Origin of the sequence: Pseudoalteromonas sp. NZS100_1, assembly GCF_015864285.1 — a bacterium.
GTDB classification, from domain to species: domain Bacteria; phylum Pseudomonadota; class Gammaproteobacteria; order Enterobacterales; family Alteromonadaceae; genus Pseudoalteromonas; species Pseudoalteromonas arctica.
The window spans coordinates 73,816-90,605 of sequence record NZ_JADYXN010000012.1; the positions used below are offsets into that span (position 1 = coordinate 73,816).

General features: G+C 39.2%; 13 protein-coding genes. 11 read left to right on the forward strand and 2 right to left on the reverse strand.

The genetic code is table 11. The features are described 5' to 3' along the window. From I6F66_RS10210 to I6F66_RS10220, 3 genes are all read left to right on the forward strand, one after another. Positions 1 to 1,149, forward strand: coding sequence for a 5-(carboxyamino)imidazole ribonucleotide synthase (locus tag I6F66_RS10210; RefSeq protein ID WP_197209226.1), 1,149 nt, complete (start codon positions 1 to 3; stop codon positions 1,147 to 1,149). 123 nt (positions 1,150 to 1,272) lie between these two features. Next, positions 1,273 to 2,448, forward strand: coding sequence for an endonuclease/exonuclease/phosphatase family protein (locus I6F66_RS10215; RefSeq protein WP_197209227.1), 1,176 nt, complete (start codon positions 1,273 to 1,275; stop codon positions 2,446 to 2,448). A gap of 132 nt (positions 2,449 to 2,580) precedes the next feature. Continuing rightward, positions 2,581 to 5,085 (forward strand): prolyl oligopeptidase family serine peptidase, encoded by a 2,505-nt coding sequence (locus I6F66_RS10220; protein ID WP_197209228.1) that lies wholly within the window; start codon positions 2,581 to 2,583, stop codon positions 5,083 to 5,085. 88 nt (positions 5,086 to 5,173) lie between these two features. On the opposite strand, the gene rrtA is transcribed toward I6F66_RS10220, so the two are convergent. Beyond that, positions 5,174 to 5,758 carry a rhombosortase gene (gene rrtA / locus I6F66_RS10225; RefSeq protein WP_197209229.1) on the reverse strand — a complete coding sequence of 195 codons (585 nt, stop codon included), beginning with the start codon at positions 5,756 to 5,758 and terminating at the stop codon, positions 5,174 to 5,176. A 97-nt stretch (positions 5,759 to 5,855) separates the two neighbouring features. Here rrtA and ggt point away from each other — a divergent pair, with 97 nt between their 5' ends. The 3 genes from ggt to I6F66_RS10240 all read left to right on the forward strand — a co-directional run bounded on the left by ggt (position 5,856) and on the right by I6F66_RS10240 (position 10,350). After that, positions 5,856 to 7,634 carry a gamma-glutamyltransferase gene (gene ggt / locus I6F66_RS10230; RefSeq protein ID WP_197209230.1) on the forward strand — a complete coding sequence of 593 codons (1,779 nt, stop codon included), beginning with the start codon at positions 5,856 to 5,858 and terminating at the stop codon, positions 7,632 to 7,634. Between the two features lie 142 nt (positions 7,635 to 7,776). Further along, the gene (locus I6F66_RS10235) at positions 7,777 to 9,471 is read left to right on the forward strand and encodes an NAD-dependent malic enzyme (RefSeq protein ID WP_197209231.1); all 1,695 of its coding nucleotides are present in this window, start codon (positions 7,777 to 7,779) and stop codon (positions 9,469 to 9,471) included. Between the two features lie 153 nt (positions 9,472 to 9,624). Beyond that, the gene (locus I6F66_RS10240) at positions 9,625 to 10,350 is read left to right on the forward strand and encodes an SIMPL domain-containing protein (RefSeq protein WP_197209232.1); all 726 of its coding nucleotides are present in this window, start codon (positions 9,625 to 9,627) and stop codon (positions 10,348 to 10,350) included. A gap of 182 nt (positions 10,351 to 10,532) precedes the next feature. On the opposite strand, the gene I6F66_RS10245 is transcribed toward I6F66_RS10240, so the two are convergent. After that, positions 10,533 to 11,879: a DUF2254 domain-containing protein gene (locus I6F66_RS10245; protein ID WP_165728638.1), complete on the reverse strand. Its 1,347-nt coding sequence runs from the start codon at positions 11,877 to 11,879 to the stop codon at positions 10,533 to 10,535. A 153-nt stretch (positions 11,880 to 12,032) separates the two neighbouring features. On the opposite strand from I6F66_RS10245, the gene I6F66_RS10250 reads away from it, so the two are divergent. The 5 genes from I6F66_RS10250 to I6F66_RS10270 all read left to right on the forward strand — a co-directional run bounded on the left by I6F66_RS10250 (position 12,033) and on the right by I6F66_RS10270 (position 16,479). Continuing rightward, positions 12,033 to 12,404, forward strand: coding sequence for an MAPEG family protein (locus tag I6F66_RS10250; RefSeq protein WP_007586689.1), 372 nt, complete (start codon positions 12,033 to 12,035; stop codon positions 12,402 to 12,404). Positions 12,405 to 12,418: 14 nt separating this feature from the next. Next, entirely contained in the window at positions 12,419 to 13,051 is a 633-nt protein-coding gene (locus I6F66_RS10255) for a sulfotransferase (protein WP_166378899.1), read from the forward strand. 47 nt (positions 13,052 to 13,098) lie between these two features. Further along, the gene (locus I6F66_RS10260; protein ID WP_007586685.1) at positions 13,099 to 13,671 is read left to right on the forward strand and encodes a tRNA-(ms[2]io[6]A)-hydroxylase; all 573 of its coding nucleotides are present in this window, start codon (positions 13,099 to 13,101) and stop codon (positions 13,669 to 13,671) included. Positions 13,672 to 13,885: 214 nt separating this feature from the next. Beyond that, on the forward strand, positions 13,886 to 15,805 hold the full coding sequence (locus I6F66_RS10265; RefSeq protein WP_165728636.1) for a pilus assembly protein N-terminal domain-containing protein: 1,920 nt from the start codon (positions 13,886 to 13,888) through the stop codon (positions 15,803 to 15,805). Next, positions 15,802 to 16,479, forward strand: coding sequence for a lipopolysaccharide assembly protein LapB (locus I6F66_RS10270; RefSeq protein WP_197209233.1), 678 nt, complete (start codon positions 15,802 to 15,804; stop codon positions 16,477 to 16,479). Before I6F66_RS10265 ends, I6F66_RS10270 begins: the two co-directional genes overlap by 4 nt. Positions 16,480 to 16,790 lie beyond the last annotated feature (311 nt).

Genomic DNA, 16,790 nt, shown 5'->3' on the forward strand with positions numbered 1-16,790 from the left:
ATGAATATTTTAATATTAGGTGCAGGGCAACTTGCACGTATGATGAGCCTTGCAGGCGCGCCACTTAATTTAAACGTAGTGGCGTACGATGTAGGCAGCAAGCAAATTAAGCATCCGCTAACTGGTGAGGTTTATAGCACGCCACTTGAGCAAGCAATATTAAACGCTGATGCAATTACTGCTGAGTTTGAGCACATTCCTGATGACGTACTAACACTTTGCTGCAACAGCAATAAGTTTTACCCAGGAAAAGCCGCGATTAAAACCGGTGGCGATCGCTCGCTTGAAAAGGCATTGCTAGATAAAACAAACGTAACTTGTGCGCCGTACCAATTAATTACTGAAAAAGCGCATTTAGAACTTGCCGTTAAAACCCTAGGTAAGCCACTTGTTATTAAAACATGCCAAGCGGGTTACGATGGGAAAGGTCAATGGCGATTAAAGTCAGATGATCAAATAGATGAAATTTGGTCACAAATGGCTGATTTTATTGCATCGGGCACAGAGCTTGCGCCACATACAATTATTGCTGAAAAAATGATCCCGTTTGATCGTGAAGTCTCTATTATTGGTGCGCGCGATAAACATGGTAATGTTGCTATTTATCCGCTAACAGAAAACGAGCACACAAATGGTGTATTAACGCTTTCTATTGCTGGTAAAAACAATCAAAGCGTTGAAGCTCAAGCAAACGATGCATTTACTAAAATAGCAAACGAGCTTAACTACGTTGGCGTATTAGCAATTGAGTTTTTTGATGTACAAGGCACGTTACTCGTTAACGAAATTGCACCGCGTGTACATAACTCAGGCCACTGGACGCAACAAGGCTGCCATTGCTCACAGTTTGAAAACCACATGCGTGCTGTTGCAGGTTTGCCGCTTGGCAATACAGAGCTTAAACACATTACCGCGATGATAAACGTACTAGGGCAACCTAATATTCCAGCTGACGTACTTAAATATGCAGATGTGACTAGCCATTGGTACGGTAAAACTGCAAAACCAGGTCGTAAAATGGGCCATATAAACGTATCGGCCACTAGCATGAACGACCTAGCAGATAAATTAGGTGAGCTTACTGAATATCTACCTGAGCATGATTATCCAGGTATTTTAAAAGCGGCGGCTAACATAATTCTTCATTAAATGGCTAACCGTTTTATTAAATGCCGAGCTTGCTCGGCATTTTTTTTGTACTTAAAAAAAGCGCAAGGTTACCTAGATTGTGAAATAATGATTGAGTCTAAAATTTTACAGTGAAATTATTTAATGAAACTTAAAGCAATTTATAGCGCACTACTTGTTGCCGCTTCTTTTAGTCCTTTTTTTAGTAACAGTGCATTTGCATCAGACTCTCTTCGTGTTGCTACTTTTAATGTAAGTATGGATGCAACTAATCACACCCCTAAAGGTGAGCAAGTTAAAAGTGATGCTTTAGTTAATGCACTTAAAGCAAACCACCAGCAAATTAAGAACATAGCAGAAATTATTCAACGTGTTCGCCCTGATATTATTTTACTTAACGAATTTGATTACATCCCAAAAGAGCAGGGAATTGAATACTTTAATCAACATTATTTAAATGTAGGTCAGCAAAAACAAGCTGCTATTAACTACCCTTACTCTTATATTGCCCCTGTAAATACAGGCCTAGCCACTGAGTTTGATTTAGATAACGACGGCAAGAAAAATGGCGTGATGGGCGATGCACAAGGTTTTGGCTTTTTTGAAGGCCATTACGGTATGGCTATTTTGTCAAAATACCCAATCGATTTTGATAAAGTAAGAACCCTTCAAACCTTTAAATATAAAGACATGCCAAATGCACAAATGCCCGTAATGCCTAAAACAGGCGAAAACTGGTATAACGCGCAAGAATGGCAAGCACTTAGACTTAGCTCTAAATCGTTTTGGGATTTACCTATTAACGTAAATGATAAAACCATTCATGTTATTGCATCTCACCCAACCCCTCCTGTATTTGACGGTGAAGAGGATAGAAACGGCAAACGTAACCACGATGAAGTAAGGTTAATTGCCGACTATGTATCAAACGCTAAGTATATTTACGATGATAAAGGCGAAAAGGGCGGTTTAAAAACTTACTCCCGGTTTGTTATTTTAGGCGATTTAAATGCCGCACCAGAGGGCAATAAAGCCCGCACAAATACCACCGATCAACTGCTTAAAAACCCATTGATAAACGCTCAGTTTGTTCCAAAAAGTGAAGGCGCTAAAGAGCAGTATGACGTGCCTTATGCACAAAATTACAGTGCTAATTGGCAAGCACGTGTTGATTACGTACTACCGTCAAACTACGGCTTAAAAATTAAAGACGGTGGTGTATTTTGGCCAACTAAAACTAGCAATGAATATCGTTTAATTAAAGACAGAAACGCATCGAGCGATCATCGACTGGTGTGGCTTGATTTAATCGTTGAATAACGCCTATTAACAGGGGATGCGCTAGTAAACTGAGCTTTACCCTGTTTAATGGCTATTTATCTTAAAAAATTGCAATAACTTGAGTGCTTCTGCTTAAATACGGCTTAATTATAATAACCGTATAGAAGCACTATGATTTTTAATTTTTCTTCATCTAAAACGTTAGTGGCATTAGCTGTTGCCTCAAGTGTCATGCTTGCAGGTTGTAGCGCGACCGCTAACACCTCATCAACACAACAAAGTGCTTTACCAGCAACATCGGTTGCTGCGGTTGTAAACACGCCAGCAGATATCGGCTCACAAAAAATAACGCTAGAACAAGCAATGGCTGATCCGGATTGGATGGGTAATCAGCCAGAGAGCGCTTACTGGGCTAGCGATTCGGCTACTATTATTTATGCTCAAAAAGAGCAAGGTAATACACTACGCGATTTATTTAGCCAATCTGTTACTAGCCAAACAGCAGAGCAAATTACACTTAATAAACTTCATACTGTGGGCTCAAATAAAGCTGTTTATTCAAAAAATAAAACAATGGCGGCCTACACGTTTAAAGGCAATGTGTTTGTTAAAAACCTAAAAACGGGTGAACTTAAACAAATTACAGCGACATCAGCAAGCGAGTCTAAACCACAATTTTTAAACAATGGCGATTTAGTTTATCGCCAAGGCAATGTGTTTTTCAGAGTTGATTTAAAAACAGGTTTAACGACTGAGCTTGCTAACTTAAAGCTTGCCGATGAGCCTAAAGGCATTGAAGAGCCAAGCACTTATATTGCGAAAGAGCAGCATAAACTGATTAAATTTGTGGCGCTTCAGCAAAAAAACAAAAAAGATAAGCAAGCGCGCAGTGAGCAAATTAATGAACAAAACGATTCAATTGCTAACACGGCTTATTACTTAGGTGACGGTAATAAAGTATCTGAGGCACAACTTTCACCAAATGGTGATGCGCTGTTAGTTGTTGTACAAAAGCAAACAGATTGGCGTGGTGAGGGCGATATTATGCCTAACTACATTACAAATGACGCCACTATAGAGCCTAAAAAAGCACGCCGCCGTGTAGCCGATGCTAAAGAAGAAACCTCAAAGCTTGTGTACATCAATTTAACTAATAAAGAACAAACATCACTTAGCTTTAATACCTTACCGGGTTTTGATGAAGATGTTTTAGCCGCAGTTAAAAAAGAAAATTATGCACGTGATGGTAAAACCTATAAGTCTAAAAAGGCGCCTCGTGGCATTAACCTTATTATGGACTGGGGTTTTGAGCAAAGCCCAATAGTATGGAACGATGACGGGTCACAAGTTGCTATCATGCTTGAAGCCTGGGACAACAAAGATCGTTGGCTTGCTACCGTTGATTTTAAAAGCAACAAACTCGTTTCGCAGCACCGCCTACATGACGATGCATGGATTGCTTATGCGTTTAACGACTTTGGCTGGTTACATAACTCGAACACGCTTTATTACCTATCGGAAGAGTCGGGTTACAGCCAGCTTTATAAAAAACCAATTAACGGCAAAGCAACCGCACTAACACAAGGCCAATTTGAGGTTTCTAACTTAACGCTTGCCAGCGATGACAGCGCAATTTATTACAAAGCGAATGTTGAGCACCCAGGCCTGTACGAAATTTACCGTGTTAACCCGCAAACAGGTAATAGCGAGCAAGTTACTGACTTAAATGGCATGACTGATTACACGTTAAGCCCAGATGAAACTAAGTTACTCCTTAAGCACTCTACAATTACTATGCCTAATGAGCTTTACGTAGCTGACGCTAAAGCAAATACAAAAGCCACGCGCTTAACGCATACTGTGTCGGATGAGTTTTTAGCTAAAAAACTAACTGCACCCAAAATTGTTGCCGTGCCATCGAGCCATACAGATCAACCAATATACGCAAAAGTGTATTACCCAGCTGACTACGTAGAAGGTGAAGTTGGTAAAAATCGCAAAGCGGTTATTTTTAACCACGGCGCGGGTTACTTACAGAATTCACATATGGGGTTTTCGGTTTATTTTCGTGAATTTATGTTCCATTCATTGCTCGCTGATGAAGGTTACATAGTAATGGATATGGATTACCGCGCATCTAAAGGTTACGGCCGTGATTGGCGCACCGCGATTTATCGTCAAATGGGCACACCTGAAACACAAGATTTAGCCGATGGCGTTAAATGGATGGCGCAAAATGCCAATGTTGATACCAAAGCAGTCGGCACTTATGGCGGCTCTTACGGCGGCTTTATGACCTTTATGGCATTGTTTACCGCGCCTGAGTTATTTCAATCGGGTGCAGCACTACGACCTGTTACCGACTGGGCACATTACAACACAGGTTATACGGCTAATATATTAAACCATCCTGATGTTGACCCGATTGCGTATGAGCGCAGCTCGCCAATTTATTACGCTGAGGGTTTAAACAAACGTTTACTCATTAATGCCCCCATGGTTGACGATAATGTGTTTTTTCAAGACTCAGTGCGTTTAGTACAGCGCTTAATAGAGCTTGAAAAGCAAAACTTTGAAACAGCTATATTTCCTGTTGAACCACATGGCTTTGTACAGCCTTCAAGCTGGTTAGACGAATACCGACGTATTCATAAGTTATTTAAAGAAACGCTTTAATTCTTAAAATAAAGTATAAAAACAAAAACGCTGCGTTAGTTTAATAAACTAACGCAGCGTTTTTATTGTATGAGCAATAGCTTATGCGCTATTTTTGCTTTTTTAAGAGCTCTATAGCCAGTGGTATGGCAAGTAAAGTTCCACCAATAACGCCAATTAAATGTGCATCAATGGCCACAGTGGAGTTAATAAGTTTTCCTATATCGGCATTTGGGCCGCTAAATTGCTCAAACGCTATTTTAATCCATACGCCTATAAATAATAAATAACCCGATTTAAGCCCTACAGTTATATCTTTAACTGCCCCCCAAATAATTACGCCATGAAGTAAAGCACTTAACCCAGTGTAAATATGTATGCTTGGGCAAAACCAATACACACCGAGTCCACACCATAATGCCAGCAAGCATATATTAAACGCATAACGAGTAGGGGATGTATATTCACCATGCAAAAGCCATATTAATAAAACACCACTGGCATTTAATCCCAAATGAGCCCAATTAGCATGAACAAATTGGCTGGTGAAAATTCGCCACAGCTCACCTTCATCAATTAAGCTTCGGTTAAATTCAAGTAAATTATTTAAATCAAATGCAGCAAAAATGGTACTAAAAAGCAGCAAAATTATAGGCGGTAATATATAACGAGGTTGAATAGGTAAATTAAGCATTTTATTGTAATTTTTTAGTCAAAATTTTTGCATATTGTGCCCGTTTAACTTTAAGATGCCAAATACAACTACGTAATTAAGTGTTTTTAGTATTTTTATGCATTTTAAACTTAACTCATTATTTGCCATTGGACTGTGCGCAGTATCACTGCCTTCATTTGCACAGCAAGCAACTCAAATTGAAACTCGTGAACCTGAAGCCGCTACTGGATTAATCCATAAAAAAGTGGTGCAAGGTGATAAATACATGGTTGCTGCGGCAAATCCATATGCCTCAAGAGCCGGTCAACAAATTTTAGCCCAAGGCGGCAGTGCCGTAGATGCTGCCATTGCTACTCAACTAGTGCTTACTTTAGTTGAGCCGCAATCGTCAGGTATTGGCGGTGGTACATTTATGATGTACTACAACAAAGCAAACAATAAGCTGACTAGTTTTGATGGCCGTGAAACAGCACCTGCAAATGCAGACGAAACGCTGTTTTTAGATAAGCACGGTAAAGCAGTTAAATGGATTGAAGCTGTAGTAGGCGGACGCTCTGTTGGTGTGCCTGGTATTTTACATGCCTTTGCAAGCGCGCATAAGCAATACGGTACCTTGCCGTGGGAAGAACTTTTTAAACCAGCTATTGAACTTGCAGAGCAAGGCTTTGTAATTTCGCCGCGTTTACATGGTTTATTAGCACGCCAGTTAAACCCAGGCGTGTTGAGTATGCCTATTATTAACGAATATTTTTACCCAAATGGTAAATTAATCGAAGCGGGTAGCGTTAAAAAGAATCAACCACTTGCTGATTTATACAAAGACATTGCAAAGCAGGGCATTGATGCATTTTACAAAGGCGAAAACGCTAAACAAATGGTTAATGCTGTACAGCACTCTAAAGTTGCCCCTGGTAAATTAAGTGTGCAAGATTTAGCAGATTACAAAAGTAAAGAACGCGATGCGGTATGTATACAATACCGTGCTTATAACGTGTGTTCTATGGCGCCACCAAGTAGTGGCGGTGTAGCAGTACTACAAATGCTTGGCCTACTTGAGCATAAAGATATGAGTGCACTTAAACCAAATGGCGAAAAAGCGATTCATTACTTTAGCCAAGCTTCGCGTATTGCATTTGCCGATCGCGATATGTACATGGGCGATCCCGATTTCACTCAAGTACCTACCAAAGAGCTTTTAAACAAAGATTACATTGCCTCACGCGCTAAATTAATTACCGAAACAGACCAAAAAGCCGTAGCAGGTAATCCTGTAGGGTACTTAAGTTATGCAATGGATGATTCATACGAGTTACCTTCTACTTCGCATGTCTCTATTGTAGATAGTAAAGGTAATGCAGTTTCGATGACCAGTTCAATTGAAATGGCGTTTGGCTCTACGGTTATGGTTAATGGCTTTATTTTAAATAACCAACTAACTGACTTTTCGTTATCGCCACGTAAAAACGGTAAGCTAGTAGCAAACCGTGTAGAGGCTGGTAAACGCCCGCGTAGCTCTATGTCACCGGTAATGGTATTTAATAAAGACGGCAGCTTACGTTTAATTGTAGGCTCACCTGGTGGTAGTCGTATCATAGATTACGTTGCACAAGTTGTTGTGGGTGTTATTGACTGGAATTTATCAGCACAAGACGCTATTAACTTACCGCGTACAACAAATCGTAACGATTACACCAGCCTTGAAAAAGGCACAACCATTGAAGCCATTGCGCCTGCGCTTACTAAACGTGGCCACAATGTACGTATTATTGATTTAAACTCAGGCTTACACGCAGTTGAAGTTAAAAATAATACCTTATATGGTGGTGCGGACCCTCGCCGTGAAGGTGTTGCGTTATCTGATTTAACTGATAATAACGCCACTATACAATTTTAAATTATGTATAATATGCATGTGGGCAGTGAAGCCCGCATGTATTTTCTCTCAATGGTCTGACTAGCTTAATTGTCGTTGCAATTAAACCTTTAACACTGATAATGACAGATCATAACTTAAGACTCCGTTAAAGCCTGGAAATATGACAACTAATACTGATCCTAACTACTTATATATTCATCATTCTGGCCCTGGCCTAATTGAAACACCGCTATTAAATAAAGGCAGTGCCTTTAGTAAAAAAGAACGCGAAAATTTCAATCTTGCTGGTTTACTTCCTCCTCGCTTTGAAACAATAGAAGAGCAAGTTGAGCGTTGTTATCAGCAGTATTCTAGCTTTACCGACAACCTTAATAAGCATATTTACTTACGTGCGATTCAAGATAACAACGAAACACTTTACTACCGTTTAGTGCGTGATCATCTTGAAGAAATGATGCCAATCATTTACACGCCGACAGTTGGCGACGCTTGTGAAAAATTCTCAGACATTTATCGCAGCGCACGCGGCTTATTTATTTCGTATGAAGATCGTTACCAAATTGACGACATTTTACGCAACGCTACCAAAGGTAAAGTAAAAGTGATTGTTGTAACTGATGGCGAGCGTATTTTAGGCCTAGGCGATCAGGGTATTGGTGGCATGGGTATCCCAATTGGTAAATTGTCACTTTACACTGCGTGTGGTGGTATAAGCCCAGCATACACATTGCCTGTAATGCTTGATGTGGGTACTAATAACGAAAAGCTTTTAAACGATCCTATGTACATGGGTGCACGCCATAAGCGTATTGCTCAAGACGAATACGATGAGTTTTTAGATTTATTCATTAAAGCGGTTAAACGTCGCTGGCCAAATGTATTACTTCAGTTTGAAGATTTTGCACAACCAAATGCAATGCCGTTACTTAAGCGCTACCGCAATGAAATTTGTAGCTTTAACGATGACATTCAAGGTACTGCGGCTGTAACGGTCGGTTCTTTACTTGCTGCGTGTCGTGTTAAAAATTCAACCCTAAGCCAACAAAAAGTAGTTTTTGTGGGTGCAGGTTCTGCTGGTTGTGGTATTGCTGAGCAAATTATTAGCCAAATGGTTTTTGAAGGTATTACAGAAGCTCAAGCGCGTAGCCAAGTATTTATGGTTGACCGTTTTGGCCTACTTTCAGAGGGTATGGAAGGCTTACGCGATTTCCAACAAGCACTTGCACAACCGCAAAGCTCGTTAAGTGATTGGACTTACAGCGGTGAATACGCATCACTTCTTGATGTTATGCACTGTGCACAACCAGACATTTTAATTGGTGTTTCAGGCCAACCTGGTTTGTTTACTGAGCAGGCTATTCGTGCAATGCACGCCGGTTGTGAACAGCCAATTATTTTCCCATTGAGTAATCCATCTAAGCAGGTAGAAGCGCATCCTGCTGATGTGATTAAGTGGACTGACGGTAAGGCGCTTGTTGCAACAGGTAGCCCGTTTGATCCGGTTGAACACAACGGTGAAATTTTCCCAATCCCACAATGTAACAATAGCTATATTTTTCCTGGTATTGGTTTAGGGGTTATTGCCGCTAAAGCGACACGCATTACAGATGCTATGTTAAGTGTGTCTAGCGAAATGCTTGCAGAGTCGTCGCCGCGTGCAAACACAGGTAAAGGCAGTTTATTACCAGCCTTAACTGAAATTGAAACGCTAAGTAAGCGTATTGCATTTGCCATTGCTAAAAAAGCAATCGAAGAGGGCGTTGCTCTTGAGATTACTGATGATGCGTTATGGGCAGCAATCGACAAAAATTACTGGTTACCAAAATACCGTAACTATAAACGTTGTAGTGTTTAATTAGGTTTATATGTAATTAAAAATAAATAACGTTGTAGGCACAGTTACAACGCTTAACAAAAAACAGGCAATTGCCTGTTTTTTTGTGCTTGTTCATATTTAATTAACCACGTAAGGTCTTTAATAGCATTTACAAAATTAAAGGATCGACTAATGAAAACACTGGCTCTTGTTTTAGGTAGTGCACTGGCTTTAAACGTACTTAGTTTTGATGCACTCGCGGCAGCGACACCCGATGCTCCTCATATTTATGTTAAGGGCGAAGCGACTCTTACTACAATGCCAGATTACGTACAGCTTAGTGTAGGTATTACTGAAGTTGATAAAGACTTAATTGCTGCTAAAAATAAAACCGACTTAACCATCGCTAAAGCAATTAAGCTCGTTAAAGAAATTGGTGTTAAAGAGGGAGATATAAACGCCGGGCAAATCTCAATAAACCGTGATAGCCAATACAACCGCACTACCGGTAATCAAGAATTTAAAGGCTTTAAGGTTTCTCGTACATTAACTGTAAAGCTTAGCGATATAAATAAATACCCTGAGTTACTACAAAGCTTAGTTAACAACGGTATTAACGAAATTAATCAAACGCAATTTTTAGCAAGTAACTACAACGAGCTGCATAAAAAAGCGCAAAAGTTAGCAATTAAAGACGCACGGGATGCAGCAAAAGAGTTTAGTGAAGATTATGGCGTTGACTTAAAAGGTTTGTACAGCGCATCACTAAGTCCACTCAATGTGCAGTCGCAGCCGTACATGCGTGCAGAAAAAGTAATGATGGCTGATAGCGCACCAAGTAACTATGTACCTGATGCCTACCATGCTGGAGAGATTAAAGTTACGGCCTCAAGCTATGCTGTGTACTACATAGATTAAAATATAGGTTCTTCCTAGGGACGATTAACTCTATGTTGCTCGGTTTTTACTTATTCTTACATGGATGTAAGTCATTAGAGTAACGCAGGAGCAGTTACCGAGCCCACTAGGTTACAAACCTCGCGCCGCGATTTAATCGCCCCTAGATTGAACAAATTTCAATCCAAATAATTCAACACGCCCTAGTGGTGCTCAAAACGTGCCACCAACTTCTCACCTTGCTCTTGGCTAATACGCGCTATAGAGTTGAGCATATTAGTTACTTCGCGCCTGTCGTATTCATTAGTTACATGCTCATTTATGTCATCAACAATTGCATTTAAATAATTAAATAAACTGTTGCGTGCATCGGTATCTTTATGGGCAACAAACAAAATATTTTTAAATGCCTCAAGCACGTTTGTCATTACGTATGCATCGCCTTTGGCGTAATTACGCAGCGGTGTAAAGTTGTCGTGTAATAACTCATCAAAGCTTGTTTCGTGAAGGTACAACAATGGGGCATTATCACTGTGCTTAAACGAGTAGTTAATATCGTTAATTGAAAGCCTTTGAATAAGTAAAATACTCAGCATATCAATTGATTTAACCGCAGTACCAGGATCGTTGATACCCGGGCTCATTGCCTTAACTGCAATCTCTGATATTTGCGTTAACCCATAACGGTAATGATCGCTGATGTACTCTTCTATATAAAAAATAAAGCAGTCGAGAATTTTATTTATCAGCTCTTCATCGTTTGCTATATCTTTATTACATTTTAAAAACGGGTAACCTTTAACTGTAAAATAGCCTTGGTTAACAGAGATATACACCTTTATATCTTGCTCTGCCAAAATGGCACACAGCTTATCGGTATGTACGCCCTTATAATATCCCTCTGTTTTACTGCTTACCGAATGCCACTTGCTAAAGTCTGGAAAGTCTTCAACTGGGTTCTCTTGCTGTCTTAGTATTATTGTTTTAATTTCGTTTTTAGTTTGGCTAAACAAGCCATTTAATACGTTATCAACCTGAATGGCACGAGAGATTGAATGTATAAAAAACACAAATAAACCTAATGAAATCAAGCCAAAAACAAGTGCAAACAACACACCAATTGAAGGAATAGCCGTACTGCCACCTTCAAGTTTATTAATGTTTATAAGCATAATAATTGAGTAAATTATGCTGCCTAAATAAAAGCCCAAAACCATTTGGTGTGATTTACGCGTAATAAGCCCAGGCACTACGCGGGGCGATAAACTCGCACTGGCCGAATTTAAAACCACCATTACCATCGAAAAACTAAACACGGTAAGCGAAATAATACTCCCCGCTAAAGTGCTTAAAATAGTACGCGCGTTTTCGGCGCTATCAACAAGTACAACCGATATAAACGATTTTAGCTGCTCAATAGGGGCTAAATATTCAACCGACATAGTTATAATGGCAAATACTAAAAAGCCCACTGAAAGCATAGAAGGGTAAAAGCCAATACTGTTAATCATTTCACGGTAACTGTCGGCTACTTTGCGAGGTACAAACATAAAATCCTTATGTAATTTTCTACTTACTTAATACCCTTAGCTTAGCATAGGCATTTATTAAACTTCTGATAATGCTGCTCAAATTTATATGTTATTATCACGCCCACAATAATAAAGCGCATGCTTATGCGATAAAAATAACAGGAAAACGCCGTGATCATTTCAACTTATGCTGCATTACTTGCATTCTTTTACATTTATTTGAGCTTTAACGTAATAAAAGTGCGCCGCGCGGAGCAGATATCACTTGGTGATAATGGTAACGCAACGCTACAACGTGCTGTGCGTGCCCACGCTAACTTTATGGAGTACGTGCCAATTGCTTTAATTTTGCTTTTTTTAGCAGAATACCAAGGGCTTGCTAGCCATTACTGTCATATATTAGGTGGTGCGTTATTAATAGGGCGTGTGTTTCAAAATTTAGGCATAGTAGAAAAAAGCCTGAAATATCGCCAAATTGGTACCATTACTACATTTTTGGTGATTATTGTTAGCGCCTTTGTATTGCTAGTGACACGTGGCTAATTAAAGAAAAGTTAATGAGCAAAATATTTATAATAGGTTTACCGCGTACCGGCACTACTAGTGTGTGCCACGCATTTTTAGAGCTTGGTATTACAACGGCGCATACCGCGTATACTAATGCTTGTTTTGAAAATGCTAACGCGATTGCCGACACTCCCATATTTAATGACTTTAAAGCGCTTGATATTCATTACCCAGACTCTAAGTTTATTTATTTAGAGCGCGAACTTGGTGCATGGCTTGTATCAATAAAACAGCTTTTAACGCGTATGCACACTAATTTAACCCGTGCAGACGGGGGCTTTAATATTCATATAAAACGCTGTTATTTAAATACGTTTAGTGAGCTTTCGCTTAATAATATTAGCGACGATAGTTACTTAGCTCACTGCTATAAAACACATTTTAATGATGCTCAAACGTACTTTAATAACCGTGACAACGATTTTTTATCCATTGATATAGCAAAGCCTGATAGCTATAAAAAGCTATGCAATTTTTTAGCGTTAAAAAGTGATAAAACTGATTTTGAAAAAATGAATATGGGTGGCAAAGTTACCGCGTGGAACGATATTAAACACCCGTTAAAAGTTGAATCTACCTCTAAAGGGCGCATAGATAAATTACTGCCTTACAAGATTTTTTAAATCAAATACGTTAAAATCCCCGCATTATTATTTAAGTTGTACAGAACATGTTTGAATTAAAATACCACACCCCATTTGAATGGACCGAAGTTGTCCTTGCTGACTTTAATACTTTTTTACAAGATCACGCCGCTGCAGAAAAAAAAGCATCGGGTATGGCTATGTCTATGCTTTCGCATTATCCAGACAAACGTAAATTAGTAAAAGCTATGACCGACTTAGCGCTAGAAGAATTAATACACTTTAAACAAGTACTTAAATTGCTTTTAGAGCGAGATGTAAACTTAGGTGACGACAAAAAAGACCCGTACATAAAACAAATACGTGCACTGTTTAGACACGGTCGTGATGGTTTTTTAATGGACCGATTACTGGTTGGCGGTGTAATTGAAGCACGTGGCCACGAGCGTTTTTCTTTAGTTGCACAAGCGCTTCCTGAGGGTAAAGAAAAAGACTTTTATGTTGCTATTGCTAAGTCAGAAGAAAAACATAAAAACCTATTTGTAGAACTAGCTTACGAATACTTTGAAAAAGAAGAAGTTGATGTTCGTCTAGAAGAGCTGCTTATAGCTGAAGCTAAAATCTGTGAAAGCATCCCGTTTACAGCCGCTTTGCATTAATTAAAACTAGCGTAAAGCGTATTTTCACTCGCTTTGCGCCACACACCTCTGCTCTTATTTCTTTGTTAACCTCTTCATGAATTGTTGATTTGCAATTTGCGAATCAAAATAATAAAAAAACACGTTTATACATCTTAATCCACTGATTATAAATACAAAAACCCTTGGTCTCATACTTGCTACCTATACAGTAAGCAAATTGAGGGAAAGGCTTATGTTAAAATTTATTTTTATACTATTACTAATATCTTTTACCGCTATGGGCAGTGAAAGTCATTTAGATTATATAGAAAATGCAAATGGTGAGCGGGTACAAAAAGTATCGCACTTAGTTAAATGGACGCATACTCGCTTTGTGTTTACCCGTGATATTTCTCGTATTGCACTTGGCCACGAAACAACACTTGATGTGAACGTGGTAAATGGCCGTGAGCTACTAATTTTAGCTAAAAAGTTGGGCCGTACATCTATGATGGTGTGGTACGACGATAAAAGCTCTGAAACATTTTTACTTGGCGTAACCGAAGACTACAGCGTACTAGAAAATGCCTTAAACGACATCCATCCTGACGTACAGCTAACCATAGCGCCTGATCGCCATGCTGTTGTATTACGTGGTGAAGTACCTACTATAAATTATCGTCATGCCGCTTATGAAGCTGCAAAAAACTACCTTTATGCCAGTAGCTCACAAGCATCACAACCCGTTATCACCTCAAATCCTAACCAAGGTATGTTTAATTCACTTGCTCAACGCTTGCAAGGCTTGGGTAACGCAAACGGCGGCAGCTCTCAAAACTCGAGTAAAGTCGCTATTATTAATTTAATAAAAGTAACTCAAGCACCCAAGCCTAAAGAAGAACGTATTAGCGAAGTAATAAAATCAATGGGCGCAGATAAAGTGACCATTAAACGCATCTCGGTTGATGAGTTATCAAATGACGACAACGATGTGTTTTTACTTTCCGGCTCTGTAAAAAACCAGATAGAGCTAGTGCGCTTATTAAATACAATTAATAAATTATTCGAACCAGAGCAAGCATTACAAACTCAGGGTTCTCCTCTTGATCCTAATAATTTAATGGGCGGCGCAACGCAGGATAAAAGTTCAGGTATTGAAGTACTTGCCAACGAGTCAGGCGGTTTAATAAATGATGCTACCTCAGGATTAAATTTAAGTAATGTGAGTTCTAATATTGCAAGAGCAACGTTGCTGTCAGTGGCTGGCGGTAAAGTTTTGTCGAGTATTGAAGTTGAAGATTTACCGCAAGTGCGTGTATCGGTGCAGCTATACGAAGTAAATCAACGTAGGTTAAAGCAATGGCGCCCAGATATTAGCGTGCTCTCTAATGGATATGAAAAAGAAGCGGGTTTATTTGGCCGTGACGGTATGACTAATCGTGAATCTGGCTCTGCAACAATAGAAAATGCGCTGCAATTAATTGGCGGTCAATTAACTAATAACTTACAGCTTTCTACCTCACAGTTTGCCATTGATATGTTATTTTCATTACTTGAACAAGAAGGTATTTCTCGAACGCTTTCTCGCCCTACAATCACGGTTTTAGCCGGTGAAAGTGCCGTGTTTAAAGTCGGTGGTGAAGTACCTGTACCTACAAGTTATAGCCCTTCAGGAATTACAAGCGGGCAGCAAGGTAGTAGTGGGTCGGTGTTTAGCGGTACAGAATTTAAATCATTTGGAGTTGAATTAAATGTACGCGCCATGGTTGACGACAAAGACAGAATAACACTTGATCTAAACCCTGTAATTTCATTACCCGATACCACGTTAACCGCCGAAATTGCACAAAGTACAGGCAGCAGTTTAAACAGTAGTGCATTTAATACACGCAGCATGCAAACATCAACACGTTTAAAAGACGGACAACCTCTTATTATTGGTGGCTTAATTAGCACCGATAACAACGCAAGCCACGACTTTGTACCTGATGGCAACGGCAATAGCATGCTAGGAAAGTTAAGCGAAACAACCAGTAAAAGTGAAAACAACCGCGAGCTAATTATTGTTGTTACTCCAAACCTGGTGCGTGAGCCAATTAATACCTTACGTTCGTGGGAACAGGCAAATATAGACACCCAGTTACTTAGCTATATACAGGAGCAAGGGCTATGAAAATATTTTATATTATTTTACTGCTTACTTTATCGGGTTGCGCTCATATTGATTACAAGCCAACAGTAAATCCTTACAACGCGTTGAGTGACATCGTTAAAAAATACCAATTAAATTCCCAACCATTAAAGTGTGAAGGTATAAATGCAAGTAACTGTTTAAACCTAGTGCATGAGGTGAATCAGTTAATGCTTGAACACCCCGATAACACGGCAATACTTTCAATATCGGCCTACGTACTTTATAAAAGTGGCCGTGCTAATCAATCTCAACAAGTTATAAACACATTACTGAATAAAGCTAATCCACCATTAAATGCAATTACTTTAGGGGTTACGTTAGCAATAGAGCAAGGTAATTTAGCTAAAGCAAAAAGTATTGCTCAATACGGCGTTGATGTTTTTGGTACACATGCTTCACCATACCTGCAAATGGCCTCTATACATTATGCTCAGGGCAGTTACGTTATAGCTTCAAACTACTTAGAGCTTTCGGTTAAGTTTGGTTTAAATAGCACTGCCTATTTTTACCATAAAGGGTTAATTGAAGAAGCTAATACCAATAATTTATTGGCTTGTGGCTACTATGAGCAAGTTTTACGTGCAGAACCCACGCATAAAAAAGCACTTGCTAGGCGCGGTAAACTCTCCGTTTTAGGTAATTGTTATTCTTAAGGCCTTCGGGCCTTTTTTTATACCTAAAATTTGGCATTATTTAGGGCCAAAACCACTTTATTATTTATCAAAAATAGGAGTAAAGCTTACGCTCATCCTACGTTTTATACGTAACCTCACAAGACTGCTTTTAATATTTACCCCTTACACTATCCATCAGTTTTAATAATACTTTCAATAACGTAAACCTAGCATTATTTATCTAAAATATTTTTAATATTGATTTGCACTTTGCAAATCAAAAATGAAAACATCTAATAAACAATAACCATTAAAAACATAACCAACTGTATTTAATGGTTATTTATAGG